Below are 15,496 nucleotides of genomic sequence, written 5' to 3'. Positions count from 1 at the left end.
CACGCAAAAAAACCGCCTCCCGAAAGTGTCCGGAAGGCGGGTCTTTAGCAGACAGGGCATAAGAAATCGCCCGGTCAGTCGTCCTTTTTGGCCGTACCGACCGTGCCGTCGGCGAGGTCGGGGCGCGGATCGGGCAGTTTCGCGTCGCGGTCGCCCGTCTTCAGGTAGGTGTCGAACCATTCCATCATGCGCAGATTGTAATCGTAGCGCGCGGCGGCCTTCTGGTTGCCGTGACCTTCGCCCGGGTACAGCACGAGGCGAACCGGAGTGTCCGGCTTGCGCACCTTGATCGAGCGGTAAAGCTCGTAGCTCTGGCTCGGCGCGACGCGGGTGTCTTCAGCACCGTGCATGATCAGCAGCGGGGTTTCGGCCTTGTCGACATGATAGATCGGCGAGACTTCGAGCATCTTCTGCCAGTTGTCCCACGGCCATGCGCGGCTGTGCACATTGTACATCTCGTAGGGGATGTCGGTGGTGCCGAACTTCGAAATCTGGTTCGAAATGCCCACGAACATGACACCGGCAGCGAATTCGTCGCTGTAATAGGTGCTGGTCCATGCGGTCGCATAGCCGCCGTAGGAACCGCCGGTCACGCCGACGCGGTCGGCATCTGCGATGCCCGCCTCGACCAGCGCGCGCTTGGCATCGACGAGGTCACGGAATTCGGGATCGGTGTAGCGACCCTGGTGCTGCTTGGAGAATGCCGTGCCGTAGCCGGTCGAGCCGCGATAATTAGGCAGGAAGACGGCATAGCCCTTGCCCGCGGCCACCTGGCCCGGCTTGGAATAGGCGGTCTGCCAGCCGTTGCTGTCATGCGCTTCGGGGCCGCCGTGGACGTTGAGGATCAGCGGGGCGCCGCCCTTGGGAACGCCGCCAACCGGCTCGATCAGCACGCCTTCCACCTGCTGTCCGTCGGTCGCAGTGAAAGTGAAGGCGCGCTGCTTGCCGAAGTCGATTTCCGACAGCCACGGATTGTGCTGGGTCCAGCGGGCGAAGGCGCCGTTGTTCCACACGAACAGTTCGGTCGGGTGCTGCGGGCTGCTCGCCTCGACGGCGATGGTGTTGCCGCCCGTTTCCACGTTGGAGAGAATGAGCTCGCCGCCGTCATGCTCTTCGGCGACGGTGCCGTCGGCATTGTAGATGCGCAGCGCCGACTGCACGCCCTTGTGGATCACTGCCGCAAGGCGGCCGTCGGCCAGCCATGCGGCATCGACTGCGGCTTCCGGAGCGCCGGCATTGAGCGCGCGGTAGCTACCGCTTGCCACGTCGACGAGGTGCAGCGTCGTATCGGCGGGATCGTTCATGTCGACGCCGGCGATCATTGACAGCTGCTTGCCATCGGGCGAAACCTCGATGTCGCCCAGCTTGCCGGGCGTTTCGACCACTGCCAGCACCTTGCCGGTGGCAAGGTCGATCACATGGGCACGCTTGGAAGTATATTCGTCGTCGATCTGCGGCGTGGGTGCGCTGTCGACCACGGCGGTCTTGCCGCCCGGCGCGACCTTGAAGCCGCTGACGTAGCCGGGGATGGTCACGGCCTTCGGCTCGGCATCCACTTCAGCGCCGATCTTGGCGGAGAACAGGCGGTTGAGGCGGGCTTCCTCTTCATAGACGATGGCGTTGAAGCCGGCCTTCGACTCCTTTTCGCGGTCCTTGTCCTTTTCGGCAGAGGCCAGCATCCAGATGGCCGAACCGTCGGGTGCCCAGGCGTAGGAGCGCACGCTCGCATCCTTGACTGCTGCCAGCTTGCGATGCGCGCCGCCGTCGACCGGGATGCCCCACACGGCGCGGTCGCCATCCTTTTCGGTCCACAGGAAGCTGATGGTGCGGCCATCGGGCGAATACTGGATGGCCGAGACGTTCATGCTGTCGGGCAGGAAGTCGCGCGCATTCATCGGACCATAGGCGAGCTTCAATTGCTGCTCGGTCGAACCGTTTTCCTCGCCTTCGGTCACGTCGGGGAGGGCGGCAGTGGTGTAGGCGATGCTGCGGCCATCGGGCGAGACAGCCACGGTGCCTACGCTTTCGAGCGCGGCGACGTCTTCGGGCGTCATCGGACGGGCCTGCGCCTGCGCGGCGATCGATGCGGTGGCCAGCAGGCCTGCGGCAAGGACGGTACGGCGAATTCGGGTCAAGGTTCTCTCCTCTGGGAATCGTCTGGCGGTCTCATAGCGACCTCGCGCCGGAGGGCAAACCGGGGCTTGCGGGCGGCGGGCGGTGCAGGCATCAGGCGGCCAAGGGACAAGAGGAGATTCCATGCGCAAACTGATCGCCGGGCTGACTGCCAGCCTGCTCGCCGCTACCTCGCCGCTGGCCGCAGAGACGACCATCATCCATGCCGACGGCCTCGTGATCGATGCTGCCAGCAAGCCGATGGGCAAGGCCACCGTCACCGTGAAGGACGGCGTAATCGTCAGCGTGGAGGAAGGCTGGAAGGGCGTGCCCGACGGTGCGAACATGGTCCACCTCGAAGGGCGGACGCTGGCTCCCGGCTTGATCGATTTGCACACGCACCTCACCGGCGATCCGGGCGGTGATTTCTGGAAAGCGACGACCGAACCGACCGAATGGGACGTGGTGATCGGGGCCAAGAACGCGCGCCTCACCGCCAAGGCCGGCTTCACCACCGTGCGCGAGGCGGGCAGTGCCCAGCACACTGCTTTCTCGCTGCGCCGGGCGACTGCCGAAGGGTTAATAGCCGGACCGCGCATCGTCGCTGCCGGACCTTCGCTCGCCATCGTCGGCGGGCACGGCGACACCAGCGGCTTCCTGCCCGAAGTGAACGCGCTGCTCGATGACGGCTACAATTGCACCGGCGCGGTCGAATGTGCGGAGAAGGTCCGGCTCGCCAGCCAGAACGGGGCCGACATCATCAAGATCACCGCAACCGGCGGCGTGCTGAGCCAGCAGGGCCGCGGGCTGGAAGCGCATTTCACCGATGCCGAGATGAAGAGCATCGTCGATACCGCCCGCTCGCTTGGCCTCAAGGTCATGGCCCATGCGCATGGCGCACGCGGCATCGAAGCCGCGGCCCGCGCAGGCGTGACCTCGATCGAACACGGTACCTATATCGACGAGGCCGCTGCCAAGGCGATGCGCGAGAACGGCACCGTGCTCGTGCCCACGCTCATGGCCTTCCAGGGCATCCGCGGCAATCTGGGCAAGGGCGTCTACACCCCGGTCGTGGAAGACAAGGTCCGCGCTGTCGCCGCCTATGCCGAAAGCATTGTCGAGCGTGCCCGCAAATGGGGCGTGACGATCGCCTTCGGCACCGATGCCGGCGTGTTCGAGCATGGCGACAATGCCAAGGAACTCGGCCTGATGCGGGCTGGCGGCATGTCCGACCGCGAAGTGCTCGCCAGCGCGACGACGGGCGCGGCCAAGGTGCTGGGCATGGAAAACCAGATCGGCCGCATCGCGCCGGGCTATTCGGCGGACATCATCGCGGTGCCGGGCAACCCGCTCGACGATGTGACGCTGGTGGAGCAGACCGACTGGGTGATGGTGCGCGGCCGCATCATCGAATGAGGGCCACCCTCGCGCTCGCTGCCGCACTCGGCCTCGCAGTCCCGGCTGCTGGGGAAGAAGGCGGCATATGCGAGCGCGAGCTGGTCGTCCTTGGCGCAGGACAGGACGCAGGTGCGCCGCAGATCGGCAATGCGGACGACGCAGGGGAGCGCCTGCTGCCTTCCTCGCTCGCGCTGATCGATCGCGGTTCTAACAAGCGATACCTGTTCGACGCCTCGCCCGCGATTACCGAACAGCTGGCGGAGCTCGATCGTATCGAGCCACCGGTTGAAGGGCTCGGTTTGGATGGCATCTTCCTGACCCATGCGCATATCGGCCACTATCTGGGACTCGCCTGGCTAGGGCGCGAGGCGGCTGGCGCGAAAGGCATGCCGGTCTATGCCCTGCCGCGCATGGCGCAGTTCCTCCGTGCGAACGGCCCGTGGAGCCAGCTGGTCGAGCTCGGCAACATCGAGGTCAGGTTGCTGGCGAACGGGGGCATTACCCCGCTCGACCTGGGGCGCCTGCGCGTGCTGCCCTATGCCGTGCCTCACCGCGACGAATATTCCGAAACCGCAGGCTTCATGGTCTTCGCCGGGAAGACTGCGTTCCATTACGTGCCCGACATCGACAGCTGGGAGCAGTTCACGCGCGGTGATCGATCCGCCCTGTTCGAACTGGTCGAGACGGGCCGCTATGTCTTCATCGATGCAACCTTCTGGGACGACAACGAACTGCCCGGGCGCGACATGAGCGAGATCCCGCATCCGCGCGTCAGGGCGACGATGGACATGCTCCAGCACCTGCCAGCCGACCAGCGCGCCAAGGTGCGCTTCATCCATTACAATCACACCAACCCGATCCGCGATCCGGCGTCGGCCGAGGCGCGCGAGGTGGAAGCGCGCGGCTTCGGTATCGCGCGGCACGGCGACCGTTTCTGCCTCGATTGAGCGGCATTGATCGACGCGGGTAGGCCGCCTGTCCGCTTTGCCGCTTGCGGGGCCTGCCGCTGCGCCATAGGCGCTGGCGCATCAAAACAGGGATAGAGCCAATGAAACCGATCCGCCTCGCGCTGGCCTGCGCGTCCGCCATCACGCTTGCCGCCTGCGCGGCGACCCCGCCGGTCGCAGACAGCATGCCGGTTGCGCAAGCTGACGATGCCAGCGAACACGACAAGCTGTTCGGCCTGTTCGAGGATGCGGACGAGCGCAGCCTCAAGCTCAACCCGATCTCCGCTCTGTTCCGCGGCGACATGCGCTATGCCGACCGGCTGGGCGATTACATGACCGACGCGTTCAACGACGCGACCCGTGCAGATGCGCAGCTCAATCTTGCCAAGCTGGCCGAGATCGACCGTTCCAAGCTGTCGGCGACGGACCAGCTTGCCTATGACGTTTTCGCCTACAACCAGCGCGAGGTGCTGGCCGGGCTGACCCCTGAAATCCTCGCTGCCACCAGCGTGCGACCGGTCAACCACTTTGCTGGCTTCCACACTTTCTATCCCAGCTTCGCCAGCGGGCAGAGCGCGGCGCCCTTCGAAACGGTCGAGGATTACGAGAACAATTTGTCGCGCCACCGCGACTACGTTGCCTTGACCGACCGCTCGATCGCGCGTTTCCGCGAAGGCATGGCGAGCGGGGTGCTGGAAACGAAGCTGACCATCGGCAATGTCATCAGCCAGCTCGACACGCAGCTGGCGATGGATATCGAGGAATCGCCTTTCTTCATGCCGGTGAAGAACTTCCCCGACAGCTTCTCCGCTGCCGACAAGGCGCGGCTGGAGGCGGATTATCGCACCGGTATCGCGGACATCTACGCCGCTCATGCGCGCCTGCGCGATTTTCTGCGCGATGAATATTACGCCGCTGCGCGGGGCACCGTGGGCCTGTCCCAGATGAAGGGCGGCGAGGCGCTCTATCGCCGCCTGGTCGAAGACACGACAACCCTGCCGCTCGAGCCCGACTATCTTCACAACCTCGGCCTGTCCGAAGTCGCGCGCATCAAGGGCGAACTGGAAAAGGTGAAGGCGGAGGTCGGCTTTGCCGGCACGCTGAATGAGTTCTTCGACTATGTCCGCACCGATCCCAAGTTCCAGCCGAAGAGCCGCGAGGCGCTGACGCAGACCTATTACGATATCGGCAAGCAGGTCGATGCGAAGATCCCGCAGTACTTCTCGCTGACGCCCAAGACCCCGCTCGAGATCAAGCCTTACGAGGAATATCGCGAGAAGTTCGAAGCCGGCGGTTCCTACCAGGGCGGATCGCCCGACGGATCGCGTCCGGGCACCTTCTATTTCAACGCCTACGACCTGCCCAGCCGCCTGACGACGGGCAATGTCACGCTCTACCTTCACGAGGGCGCGCCTGGGCACCACTTCCAGATCAGCCTCGCGCAGGAAAACGAGGCGCTGCCCGCCTTCATGCGCTTCGGCGGGACCACGGCCTATGTCGAGGGCTGGGCGCTCTATGCCGAGACGCTGGGCTACGAGATGGGGTTCTTCGAAGACCCGTGGAACCGCTATGGCACGCTGCAGGACGAACAGCTGCGCGCGATGCGGCTGGTGGTCGACACGGGCCTTCATTCCAAGGGCTGGACGCGCGATCAGGCGATCGACTTCATGCTGGACAATTCGGGCATGACCCGCACCGAGGTCGTGGCCGAGGTGGAACGCTATATCGCCATTCCCAGCCAAGCCTTGGCCTACAAGGTGGGCGCGCTGAAGATCCAGGAACTGCGCCGCAAGGCAGAAGCCGCGTTGGGTGACGATTTCGACATTCGCGCTTTCCATGCACAGGTGCTCGACACTGGCGGCCTGCCGCTGCCTGTGCTGGAAGGAAAGATCGACCGCTGGATTGCAGCCGGCGGCAAGTAAGCTCGCAAGGGGACCGAGGAGAGACGATGATGAAGACTTTCGCAGCGAAGACCGCGATGGCGCTGGTTCTGGCAACCGGACTTGGCGCCTGTTCGACCGTCGGCACTTATGCCGAAGCACCGGTGGCGGCAGCGAAGCAGGCCACGGCGGCAGCGGCGCTCGATGCCCTGCTCGACCGGAGTGAGGCGGCCTATCTCGATCGCAATCCCACCTCGGCCTTCTTCCGTGGCGATTTTTCCGATGCGGACACGCTGGGCGATTTTTCGCCTGCCTATTACGCCAAGGAACGCGCTGCCGCGCAGGCTGACCTTGCCGCACTGCGCCTGATCGACCGCAATGCGCTGAGCGAGACGGGCCGCATCGTCTACGACACCTTCGAATACACGATGCAGCGCCGCATCGCCGAAACCGATGCGGAAATCCTGCCGACCGTCCTGGCAACGCCGATCGACCACTTCCGCGGCTTCCACGTCTTCTATCCGCGCCTGTCGGCACCCGGTGCGCTGATGCCCTTCGACACGGTCGCCGATTACGAGAATAACCTCGCCCGCCACCGGTCCGCGGCCAAGGGCGTGGACGACATGATCGCGCGGATGCGCACCGGCATGGCGCAGGGCATTACTCTGCCGAGCCTGACGGTCGAGATCATGATCAAGCAGTTCGACACGCAGCTGGGCGCGCCCGATGCCTCGAACCCCTATTACGCGCCGCTGGGCGCCTTCCCGGCCAGCTTCTCTCAGGCCGAGAAGGACCGCCTGACCGCAGCCTACCGCGAAACCGTGAAGGGCACGCTGTTTGTCGCGATGAAGCGGATGCGCGATTTCCTCGCCAATGAATACCTGCCGAAGGCCCGCACCAGCATCGCTGCGACCGACAACCCGAACGGCAATGCCTATTACGCTTTCCGCATCGAGGAAATGACCACGCTGCCGCTGACGGCAGAGGAAATCCACCAGACCGGCCTTGCCGAAGTCGCGCGCATCAATGCAGCGCTCGCAAAGGCGCGGGCCGAGGCCGGCGACCGCAAGCAGGTGACATACACCACCAAGGCCGACCTGCAGGAAGCCTGGTACGAGGTCGGCCGCAAGGTCGATCCGCTGATGGATCGCCTGTTCCTCAACCAGCCGAAGACCCCGCTGCGGATCGAGCCTTACGAAGAGTATCGCGAGGCCTTCAACCTCGCCGCCTCCTACTATCCCGGCAAGATCGACGGTTCGCGTCCCGGCACCTTCTATTTCAGCGGCTACAACGTGGCGGAGCGCAAGCTGGGCACTTCGGTCGCGCTCTACATGCACGAAGGCAATCCGGGCCATCACTTCGAGACCATGCTGGCCTACGAGAACGAGGAACTGCCCGATTTCATGCGCTACAACGGCTTTACCGCTTATGGCGAGGGCTGGGGTCTTTATGCCGAAAGCCTCGGCTACGAGCTGGGCCTTTATGACGACCCGCTCGACCGGATCGGCGCGCTGGCGGGCGGTGAATTGCTGCGTGCGGTGCGCCTTGTCGTCGACACCGGCATGCACGCCAAGGGCTGGAGCCGCGAGAAGGCCATTGAATACATGGTCGCCAACGGCCAGCCGCGCGATTTCGCAGAAAGCGAGACTGCGCGCTACATCGTGATGCCGGCGCAGGCGCTGGCCTACAAGACGGGCGAGCTGAAGATTAAGGCCCTGCGCGCCAAGGCCGAGAAAGCGCTGGGCAAGGATTTCGACGTCCGCCGCTTCCACGACCAGGTGCTTTCGACGGGCAACATCCCGCTGTCGGTGCTGGAAGCCAAGATCGACGCATGGATCGCCGCTGGGGGCAAGTAAGCCGCCACGCGTGACAGCAAAGCGCCGCGCGCCCTAGACGGGTCCTCGAAGTTCCGGGGAGGGCGCGCGTGCTCACACATCTTCGCGAGGCGGACTGGCTGACCGCAAGGCGCGTGCGCGGCTATGCGGTGCTGATCGCGATCGCCTCGCTGGCGCTGCTGGCGAACAGCTATATCAAGGCGATGCAGCCGGCCGGGACCGATTTCCTTGCCTTCTGGGGCGCGGGCCATGTCGCGGCCGCAGGCAATCCGGCGGCGGCCTACAATCTTGCCGTGCAGGAAAGCGTGCAGACCGCCACGGGAAGCGAAGGCTGGTTCGTCTTCGTCAATCCGCCGCCCTTCCTGTTTGCCGTGATGCCGTTCGGCGCGCTGCCGTTCCCGATTGCGTGGATTGCGTGGGTGGCCGTGACCTATGCGCTGTGGGCCTGGGCGAGCATCCGTGCCTTTCCGCGCCTGTGGCCGCTGATCCTCGCCTATCCGGGCGCATTGCTGGCCGCGGGCCACGCGCAGACGGGGCTGCTGACGGGCGCGCTCTTGGTGCTGGCCGCGCATTGGCTGGCGCAGCGTCCGGTGCTGTCGGGCGCGGCTATCGGAGCGCTGGTGGTCAAGCCGCACCTTGCCGTGCTCACGCCATTCTGGCTGGCGATGGGCGGGCAGTGGCGCGCCATTGTCGCTGCGGGTGCAAGCGTGCTCGGCCTCCTGGCCGCTTCGTGGCTGGTGTTCGGCACAGACACGATGGCCGGTTATACCACCAGCTGGGAAGCCAGCCGCGCCATCATGGGCGAGCGCAGCGACGACTTCTTCCTGCGCATGGTGACCCTCTATTCGCAGGTCCGCCACTGGACGGGCGAGGGGCCGGCGATGGTCGCAGGCGTCCTGAGCGGCCTTGCCGCTCTGGCGGCGGCCATGCTGGCATGGCGCAAATCGGGCGGAGACGTGCGGGCAAGCGCATCGGCCATGCTGGCGGCAACCGCGCTCGCATCGCCATACCTGTTCAATTACGACCTGCCCTTCCTGATCTTCCCGACCCTGTGGCTGGTGGAGCAGGGGCTGGAGCGCGGCTTCAGGCCTTACGAGAAGCTCGGCCTCGTCGCCTTGTGGTTCTCGCCCTACGCCACCCGCGCGGCGGCGCTCCCGCTGGAGGTCAACTTCATGCCGCTGTGCTCGCTTGCGCTGCTGTGGCTCGTCTGGACGCGCGCGGGACAACGCTGAGGGTCCACGGTCCCGATACGGGACAAGCGCCCGCCCTGCCTCGATTTTCGCGGGAACCCGATCGCCGCATAGGTGGTTTTACGCGGCAGGACGGTGGGAAAGTATTTCATGGAGGAACCCCATGTCGAGCTTGTCCTTCCATAGCAGCCGCCCCGATCGGTGGGTGAAGCCGAAGCCCTATAGCGACGCGTCCCTGCGCTACAGGCAACACGGCAAGATCCTCCCGATGGAAGAGCCGGGTTTCTTCGCCCGCCTGTTCGGGGCTCGCTGAACGGTTCAGTCGGTTAGGACACCCTGAAAAGGGAAGGGGCCGGAGGTTGAAAGACCCCCGGCCCCTGATCTTTTGTGCCGTGTATGGCCGATGAGGCTTAGTATTCCTCCGGCTCTTCCGGCGTATCGGCCATGTGCGTGGGGCCGGCATCCTTGATGCCCTTGGCCAGCTTGAACACTACGCCGCTCAGCAGTGCGAGCGCCAGCAGGTTGGGCAGAGCCATCGCCGCGTTGGAAATGTCGCCGAGGCGCCAGACCAGTTCGGACGGCTGTGCTGCGCCGAGGAAGATCACCACGCACCACAGCACGCGCCATGCGATGTGCAGCTTCTTCTCGCCCGCACGGTTGGACCCCTTCATCCGGTCGTAGAGGAAGGTGATCGCCCGCTCGCCGTAGTAGGACCACGTCAACAGCGTGGTGAAGACGAACAGGATCAGCGCGATCGAGGCGACCAGCGTTCCGATCGGCACGCCGGCCAGCATCATCGGGAAGGCCGCGGCAAAGGCGCCGCTGGTCATCTCGAAACCGACCTTGTCGGATTGCCATGCATGGAGCACCGCCTCGCCGCCGGCGGTAAAGTCGCCGCGCACGGTGAGGATGACCAGCGCCGTCATGGTGCAGATCACGATGGTGTCGATGAAGGTGCCCAGCATCGCCATGCGGCCCTGCTGTTCGGGATCGTTGGTCTGCGCCACCGCGTGGGCGATGGCGGTCGAACCCTGGCCTGCCTCGTTGGAGAACAGGCCGCGCGCGACACCCGCACGGATGGCGATGATCATCGCCGCGCCGACGAAGCCGCCGCTTGCCGCCTGCGGGTTGAACGCCCCGTGGAAGATCAGCGCAAAGGTTTCGCCCAGGTCCCCGAAGTTCAGGATCAGCGCGATCACCGCCATGACGATGTAAGCCGCAGCCATGAAGGGCACGACCTTTTCCGCCACGTTGCCGATCGACTTGATGCCGCCGATGATGACGATGAACACGAGGATCGCGACGATCAGCCCGCCGAGCCATTCCTCGATACCGAACAGCTCGTTGAGGCCGTCCGCGACCGCGTTGGCCTGGATCGAATTGCCCGTGACCAGTGCCGAGAACAGCGTGCCGAGGCAGAAGACCACGGCGAGCCAGGTCCATTTCTTGCCCAGGCCCATCATGATGTAGGTCATCGGGCCGCCGCGCAGCACGCCGTCGCTGGTGCGCTCGCGGTAGCGAATGGCGAGGCTGCCTTCTGCAAAGGCGAGCGCCATGCCGAACAGCGCGGTGATCCACATCCAGAAGATGGCGCCGGGTCCGCCCAGCGCAATGGCCGTGGCGACACCGGCGAGATTGCCCGTGCCGACCTGCCCGGACAGCGCGGTCGACAGCGCCGCGAAGGGTGAGATTTCGCCTTCGCCGGCGCTCTTGCGGCCGGCAAACAGCCCCTTGATCGCTGCGCCCAGTTTCAGGATCGGATAGAATTTCAGGCCGACCATGATCCACAGGCCCATGCCCAGGAGGAAGATGGTCATCGGCGGGAAGGGGATGACTTCCGCCCCGTTCCACGTGCCTACCCAGATGAAATCGGAAATATTGGTGACCGGCTCTACCAGCCGTTCTCCCAAGCTCGGTGCCTGGCTTGTTGCCATGTCAGGTAACCCCTCTGTGCGTCCCTTGGATGTCAGGCGTGGCACGCTAGAGAGCGATGGCCGGCTTGAAAACCCGCAAATCCCCCGCTCTCCCCCGCTTGCGTTTTTCGAAGGCGCGGCCTACATGGCTGCCTGTCTTCCGACATCGACGATGGAAACCTGCCCCTCCCGGACTTGAACCGGGGCGGCGAAACCCCCATCCCGGAAGGCAAGAGCAGTTCTATTGCGAGAGTGACGGGCCATGGCCGACAAAGACAGCAAGACCTCCCCCGCCGAATTCATCCGGCAGGTGCAGACCGAAGGCCGCAAGGTCGTCTGGCCGACGCGTGAAGAGACGATCCGTATCTCGATCTTCGTCTTCATCATGATGGTCATTCTCTCGCTCTTCTTCCTCGGCGTCGATTCGATGTTCGGTGCCGTCGTGCGCTGGCTGATGACGCTGGCCTGATCCGCTAACGGGAAAACGAAAACACATGGCACGCTGGTACATCATCCACGCCTATTCCGGCTTCGAGAACAAGGTCCGCGACTCGATCATCGCCGAGGCCGAGCGCCTGGGCCTGTCCGAAGGCGTCGAAGAAGTCGAAGTCCCGACCGAGACCGTGACCGAAGTGAAGCGCGGCAAGAAGGTCCAGGTCGAACGCAAGTTCATGCCGGGCTACGTGCTCGCCAAGCTGAACATGACCGACGACATCTACCACCTGGTCAAGAACACGCCCAAGGTGACCGGCTTCCTCGGCACCAACAACAAGCCGCAGGCGATCTCCGAAAAGGAAGCCGCGCGCTATTTCGGCGGCGTGGAAGAGGCCAAGGCAGCACCCAAGAAGCAGGTCGATGTCGATTACGAAATCGGCGACCAGGTCAAGGTGCTCGACGGCCCCTTCGCCAGCTTCAACGGCCTGGTCGAAGAACTCGATTTCGACAAGCAGAAGGTCAAGGTTTCGGTCTCGATCTTCGGCCGCGCCACCCCGGTGGAACTCGACTTCGAACAGGTCGAACTGGTCAAGTAACGGCCCGCCCGATGGCGGCATGAAAAAGGGGCGCTCCTCGGATAGAGGGGCGCCCCTTTTCGTTGGCGATGCGCTTCAGCCCGCGACCGGCAGCATTCCCATCTTTCCGGCGTAGGCCGTGCCCATCATCAGCGTGTCGACCATCGCATGGGCGATCACGCAGGCCCACAGATTGCCGCCGCTATGGACGCGCAGGTAACCGAGGCCGAAGCCGACGACGCCGGTGATCAATACGCCCGCAAGGCTCTGGTAGCCGTGCGAAATGCCGAACAGCACGGCCTGGATGAAAATCACCAGCCACATCTTGCCGGCAAGGCCGGGCAGGCGGTTGAGGCGGTCCATCAGGAACCCGCGATAAAGCAGTTCCTCGCCAAGGCCTGCGGTGAACCATGCCACCACGACGATCCACAGGAGCAGGCTGGCCGGGCTTTCGGTCACGAAGTCGAGCACGGCGGCCACTTCCGGCGCGCCGAGGCCTAGCTGGCGCGTCATCAGCGTGCCGACCTGGAACCACGCGATGATGAGGCCTGCCCCCAATGCGCCGACGGCAAGCGTCCGGCCCCAACCGATCGCGGGCTTGCCCATGTCCCATGCTTGGGCCAGCGCACCATCCCGGCGTAGCCAGAACCAGCACAGCATCAGCGCAGCGGCCATGCTACCCGCGACCGAGCCGAGCAGGCCGGGCGAAGTCATGCCGAACATGATGACGGCCGGCGCCGATGCGGCCAGGAATACCAGCGTGACGGTGACGAACTGGAGGATGAAACGCCCCCAGCCCAGTGATGCGACCTTGCTATCGTCCATGCGTGTCAGACCTCCCCGCCTGTGACCCGGCAATCGCCCGGTTGCGGTGGGGCTTCAACTCCCAAGTGCCTGCCAATCCCCGGAAACCGGGGGCAGAGCGCAGCCTGTCAGGCGGCCTTGCTGCCCTTGCCGGCCTTTTTCGGCTTGGCGGGAGCGGCGCTGCGCATCGCGGCGAGTTCATCGTCGACAAGGCGTTCGCGGCGCATTTCCTCGATCTCGCGGTCGACCGAGGCATTGCCGCGGCCCACGGCGTCGTCTTCGGTCGCAAAGGCGGTGCGCTTTTCGAGGTCGGCGATGTGGTCCATCCGCCGCTCGGTCCGGCTGGCGAAGCCGCCGCGCGGGGCCGAAGCGGAGGCATTGCCATCGGCGGCGAGCTGGTCGGCGAGGCGCTTGCGCACGTCGTCGCGCTTCGCCTCGAGCTGTATTTCCGCCTCCTGCATCTCGGTCATGTCGGCATCGAGGCGGGCGATGTCCTGCTTGAGCTGCGCAATCTTGCCACGGCTGTCTTCGCGGGCGTGCAGCGCCTGGCGGGCCAGATCCTCGCGGCCATTATCCATGGCGACGCGGGCCTTGGCGCCCCAGTCGGCTTCCTGTGCATTGGCCTGCACGAGATCCGCCTTGAGCCGTTCCTGCTGACGGCGCGCCTTGGTGGTTTCGCCCGCAAGGCCGATCAGCGCTTCCTCGATTTCACGTTGGAGCCGGGCGAGCAGCTTGGCCGGATTGGACGCACCGTCGAGCGCGCTGGTCACGTTGCTGGAAATGAGCTCCCGCACCTGGATGGCGATACGAAACATTACAGTCCCCCCTAAATTCCTGCCCCGTTTAATAGTATTCAATTCTTAATGGAAGAATATTGACGCCGATAACCGGAATTAACCTTCACGGGGACACTTGCTTTCCTACTTGGCGGCCAAAGTCTAGCTGCGGTCAAATGCTGGCGGCGCTAAAAGGCAGGCAATACGCGAAAAAGGGAGCCGCACGCGGTGGGGCAGAAATTTTGCCCCAGGACCGTGTTCCATCCGTTCCATCCTGTCGGGGTGCAGGGGGAGGCTTTCCAACGCGCGTCCAACAGGGCGCTTCGCGCTTGCAATCTGCGCCCAGATCGCTATGTGCGCGCCTTCCCAAGCGACAGCGAAGGAAACCCGTGCGGGAGAAGGCTGCAGGCCTTCGCTCGACCGCTCAACATGAGGCCGCGTTCGAAAGAGCACGGCCGACAGTGTGAAAGGAGGCCATCATGGCCAAGAAAATCGAAGGCTATATCAAGCTGCAGGTGCCCGCGGGCACTGCCAACCCGTCGCCCCCGATCGGCCCGGCACTGGGTCAGCGCGGCGTGAACATCATGGAATTCTGCAAGGCGTTCAACGCCGCCACGCAGGACCTCGAAAAGAGCGCCCCGATCCCGACGGTCATCACCGTCTATGCCGACCGTTCGTTCAGCTTCGTCACCAAGACGCCGCCGGCATCGTTCTACCTGAAGAAGGCTGCCAAGCTGAAGTCGGGCTCGAAGGAGCCGGGCAAGGTTTCGGCCGGGACCATCAAGCGCAGCGCCGTCAAGGAAATCGCTGAAGCCAAGATGGCCGACCTCAACGCGAACGATATCGACCAGGCCATGAAGATCATCGAAGGCTCCGCGCGTTCGATGGGCCTCGAAGTGGTGGAGGGCTAAGGACATGGCAAAGCAGACGAAGACCCAGCAGGTCCGCGCCAAGCTGGACGCTGAAAAGCTTTACACCGTGGACGAAGCCATCGCCACGCTGCGCGAGCACAAGGCCAAGTTCGACGAAACCGTCGAAGTCGCCATGAACCTCGGCGTCGATCCGCGCCACGCCGACCAGATGGTCCGCGGCATGGTCTCGCTGCCTTCGGGCACGGGCAAGGACGTCAAGGTCGCTGTCTTCGCCCGCGGCGACAACGCCGACAAGGCGCTGGCCGCCGGTGCCGACAAGGTCGGTGCCGAAGACCTCATGGAAGACATGCAGAACGGCAACCTCGACTATGACCGCGTGATCGCCACGCCGGACATGATGGGCGTCGTCGGCCGTCTCGGTAAGGTGCTGGGCCCCAAGGGCCTGATGCCGAACCCGAAGCTGGGCACCGTGACCCCGAACGTGGAACAGGCCGTGAAGGACGCCAAGAGCGGCCAGGTCGAATTCCGCGTCGAAAAGCAGGGCATCATCCACAGCGGCATCGGCAAGCTGTCGTTCAAGGACGAGGACCTGAAGGCGAACTTCAAGGCCCTGACCGACGCGATCGTCAAGTCGAAGCCCTCGGGCGCCAAGGGCAAGTACGTCCGCAAGGTCACGCTGACCTCGTCGATGGGCCCGGGCCTCAAGGTCGACCTCGGCGAAGTCGAAGGCGCGTAAATCGCGCTCAAGTAGCGAAGCGG

The 15,496-nt window shown here is 64.6% G+C and carries 14 protein-coding genes; 10 read left to right on the top strand and 4 right to left on the bottom strand.

The annotated features are described in order from the left end of the window. Window positions 1-74: 74 nt before the first annotated feature. A complete protein-coding gene (locus LC083_RS04085) occupies window positions 75-2,135 on the bottom strand; it encodes a S9 family peptidase (RefSeq protein WP_226699292.1) in 2,061 nt (686 codons plus the stop codon). 121 nt (window positions 2,136-2,256) lie between these two features. On the opposite strand from LC083_RS04085, the gene LC083_RS04080 reads away from it, so the two are divergent. The 6 genes from LC083_RS04080 to LC083_RS04055 all read left to right on the top strand — a co-directional run bounded on the left by LC083_RS04080 (window position 2,257) and on the right by LC083_RS04055 (window position 9,675). Continuing rightward, window positions 2,257-3,528, top strand: a complete 1,272-nt coding sequence (locus LC083_RS04080; protein WP_226699291.1) for a metal-dependent hydrolase family protein — start codon at window positions 2,257-2,259, stop codon at window positions 3,526-3,528. Next, on the top strand, window positions 3,525-4,457 hold the full coding sequence (locus tag LC083_RS04075; RefSeq protein WP_226699290.1) for an MBL fold metallo-hydrolase: 933 nt from the start codon (window positions 3,525-3,527) through the stop codon (window positions 4,455-4,457). The genes LC083_RS04080 and LC083_RS04075 overlap by 4 nt, the downstream gene beginning before the upstream one ends. A 101-nt stretch (window positions 4,458-4,558) precedes the next feature. After that, window positions 4,559-6,379 carry a DUF885 domain-containing protein gene (locus LC083_RS04070; RefSeq protein ID WP_226699289.1) on the top strand — a complete coding sequence of 607 codons (1,821 nt, stop codon included), beginning with the start codon at window positions 4,559-4,561 and terminating at the stop codon, window positions 6,377-6,379. A gap of 29 nt (window positions 6,380-6,408) precedes the next feature. Beyond that, complete coding sequence (locus tag LC083_RS04065; RefSeq protein ID WP_226699288.1) at window positions 6,409-8,193, top strand: DUF885 domain-containing protein; 1,785 nt, start codon at window positions 6,409-6,411, stop codon at window positions 8,191-8,193. A gap of 68 nt (window positions 8,194-8,261) precedes the next feature. Next, a complete protein-coding gene (locus LC083_RS04060; protein WP_226699287.1) occupies window positions 8,262-9,404 on the top strand; it encodes a glycosyltransferase family 87 protein in 1,143 nt (380 codons plus the stop codon). Between the two features lie 121 nt (window positions 9,405-9,525). Continuing rightward, the gene (locus LC083_RS04055) at window positions 9,526-9,675 is read left to right on the top strand and encodes a hypothetical protein (RefSeq protein ID WP_170290012.1); all 150 of its coding nucleotides are present in this window, start codon (window positions 9,526-9,528) and stop codon (window positions 9,673-9,675) included. 97 nt (window positions 9,676-9,772) lie between these two features. On the opposite strand, the gene LC083_RS04050 is transcribed toward LC083_RS04055, so the two are convergent. Further along, window positions 9,773-11,296 carry an alanine/glycine:cation symporter family protein gene (locus tag LC083_RS04050; RefSeq protein WP_226699286.1) on the bottom strand — a complete coding sequence of 508 codons (1,524 nt, stop codon included), beginning with the start codon at window positions 11,294-11,296 and terminating at the stop codon, window positions 9,773-9,775. A gap of 241 nt (window positions 11,297-11,537) precedes the next feature. On the opposite strand from LC083_RS04050, the gene secE reads away from it, so the two are divergent. Both secE and nusG read left to right on the top strand, forming a co-directional pair. Next, window positions 11,538-11,744 carry a preprotein translocase subunit SecE gene (gene secE, locus LC083_RS04045; RefSeq protein ID WP_226699285.1) on the top strand — a complete coding sequence of 69 codons (207 nt, stop codon included), beginning with the start codon at window positions 11,538-11,540 and terminating at the stop codon, window positions 11,742-11,744. Window positions 11,745-11,769: 25 nt separating this feature from the next. Further along, complete coding sequence (gene nusG / locus LC083_RS04040) at window positions 11,770-12,306, top strand: transcription termination/antitermination protein NusG (RefSeq protein WP_160608174.1); 537 nt, start codon at window positions 11,770-11,772, stop codon at window positions 12,304-12,306. Window positions 12,307-12,381: 75 nt separating this feature from the next. Here the strand turns inward: nusG and LC083_RS04035 are convergent, their stop codons facing one another. Together LC083_RS04035 and LC083_RS04030 are read right to left on the bottom strand one after the other, a co-directional pair. Then, window positions 12,382-13,110, bottom strand: coding sequence for a CPBP family intramembrane glutamic endopeptidase (locus LC083_RS04035; protein WP_226699284.1), 729 nt, complete (start codon window positions 13,108-13,110; stop codon window positions 12,382-12,384). 107 nt (window positions 13,111-13,217) lie between these two features. Beyond that, window positions 13,218-13,904, bottom strand: coding sequence for a PspA/IM30 family protein (locus tag LC083_RS04030; RefSeq protein ID WP_226699283.1), 687 nt, complete (start codon window positions 13,902-13,904; stop codon window positions 13,218-13,220). A 440-nt stretch (window positions 13,905-14,344) separates the two neighbouring features. Between LC083_RS04030 and rplK the strand changes: the two genes are divergently transcribed. Together rplK and rplA are read left to right on the top strand one after the other, a co-directional pair. Further along, on the top strand, window positions 14,345-14,776 hold the full coding sequence (gene rplK, locus LC083_RS04025) for a 50S ribosomal protein L11 (RefSeq protein ID WP_160608171.1): 432 nt from the start codon (window positions 14,345-14,347) through the stop codon (window positions 14,774-14,776). 4 nt (window positions 14,777-14,780) lie between these two features. Continuing rightward, window positions 14,781-15,473, top strand: coding sequence for a 50S ribosomal protein L1 (gene rplA / locus LC083_RS04020; protein WP_160608170.1), 693 nt, complete (start codon window positions 14,781-14,783; stop codon window positions 15,471-15,473). Window positions 15,474-15,496: the final 23 nt, after the last annotated feature.

Origin of the sequence: Qipengyuania gaetbuli (assembly GCF_020524765.1) — a bacterium.
Taxonomy (GTDB): Bacteria; Pseudomonadota; Alphaproteobacteria; order Sphingomonadales; family Sphingomonadaceae; genus Qipengyuania; species Qipengyuania gaetbuli_A.
The sequence above is the reverse complement of the archived record's forward strand: the minus strand, read 5'-3'. Positions and strand labels throughout refer to the sequence as shown.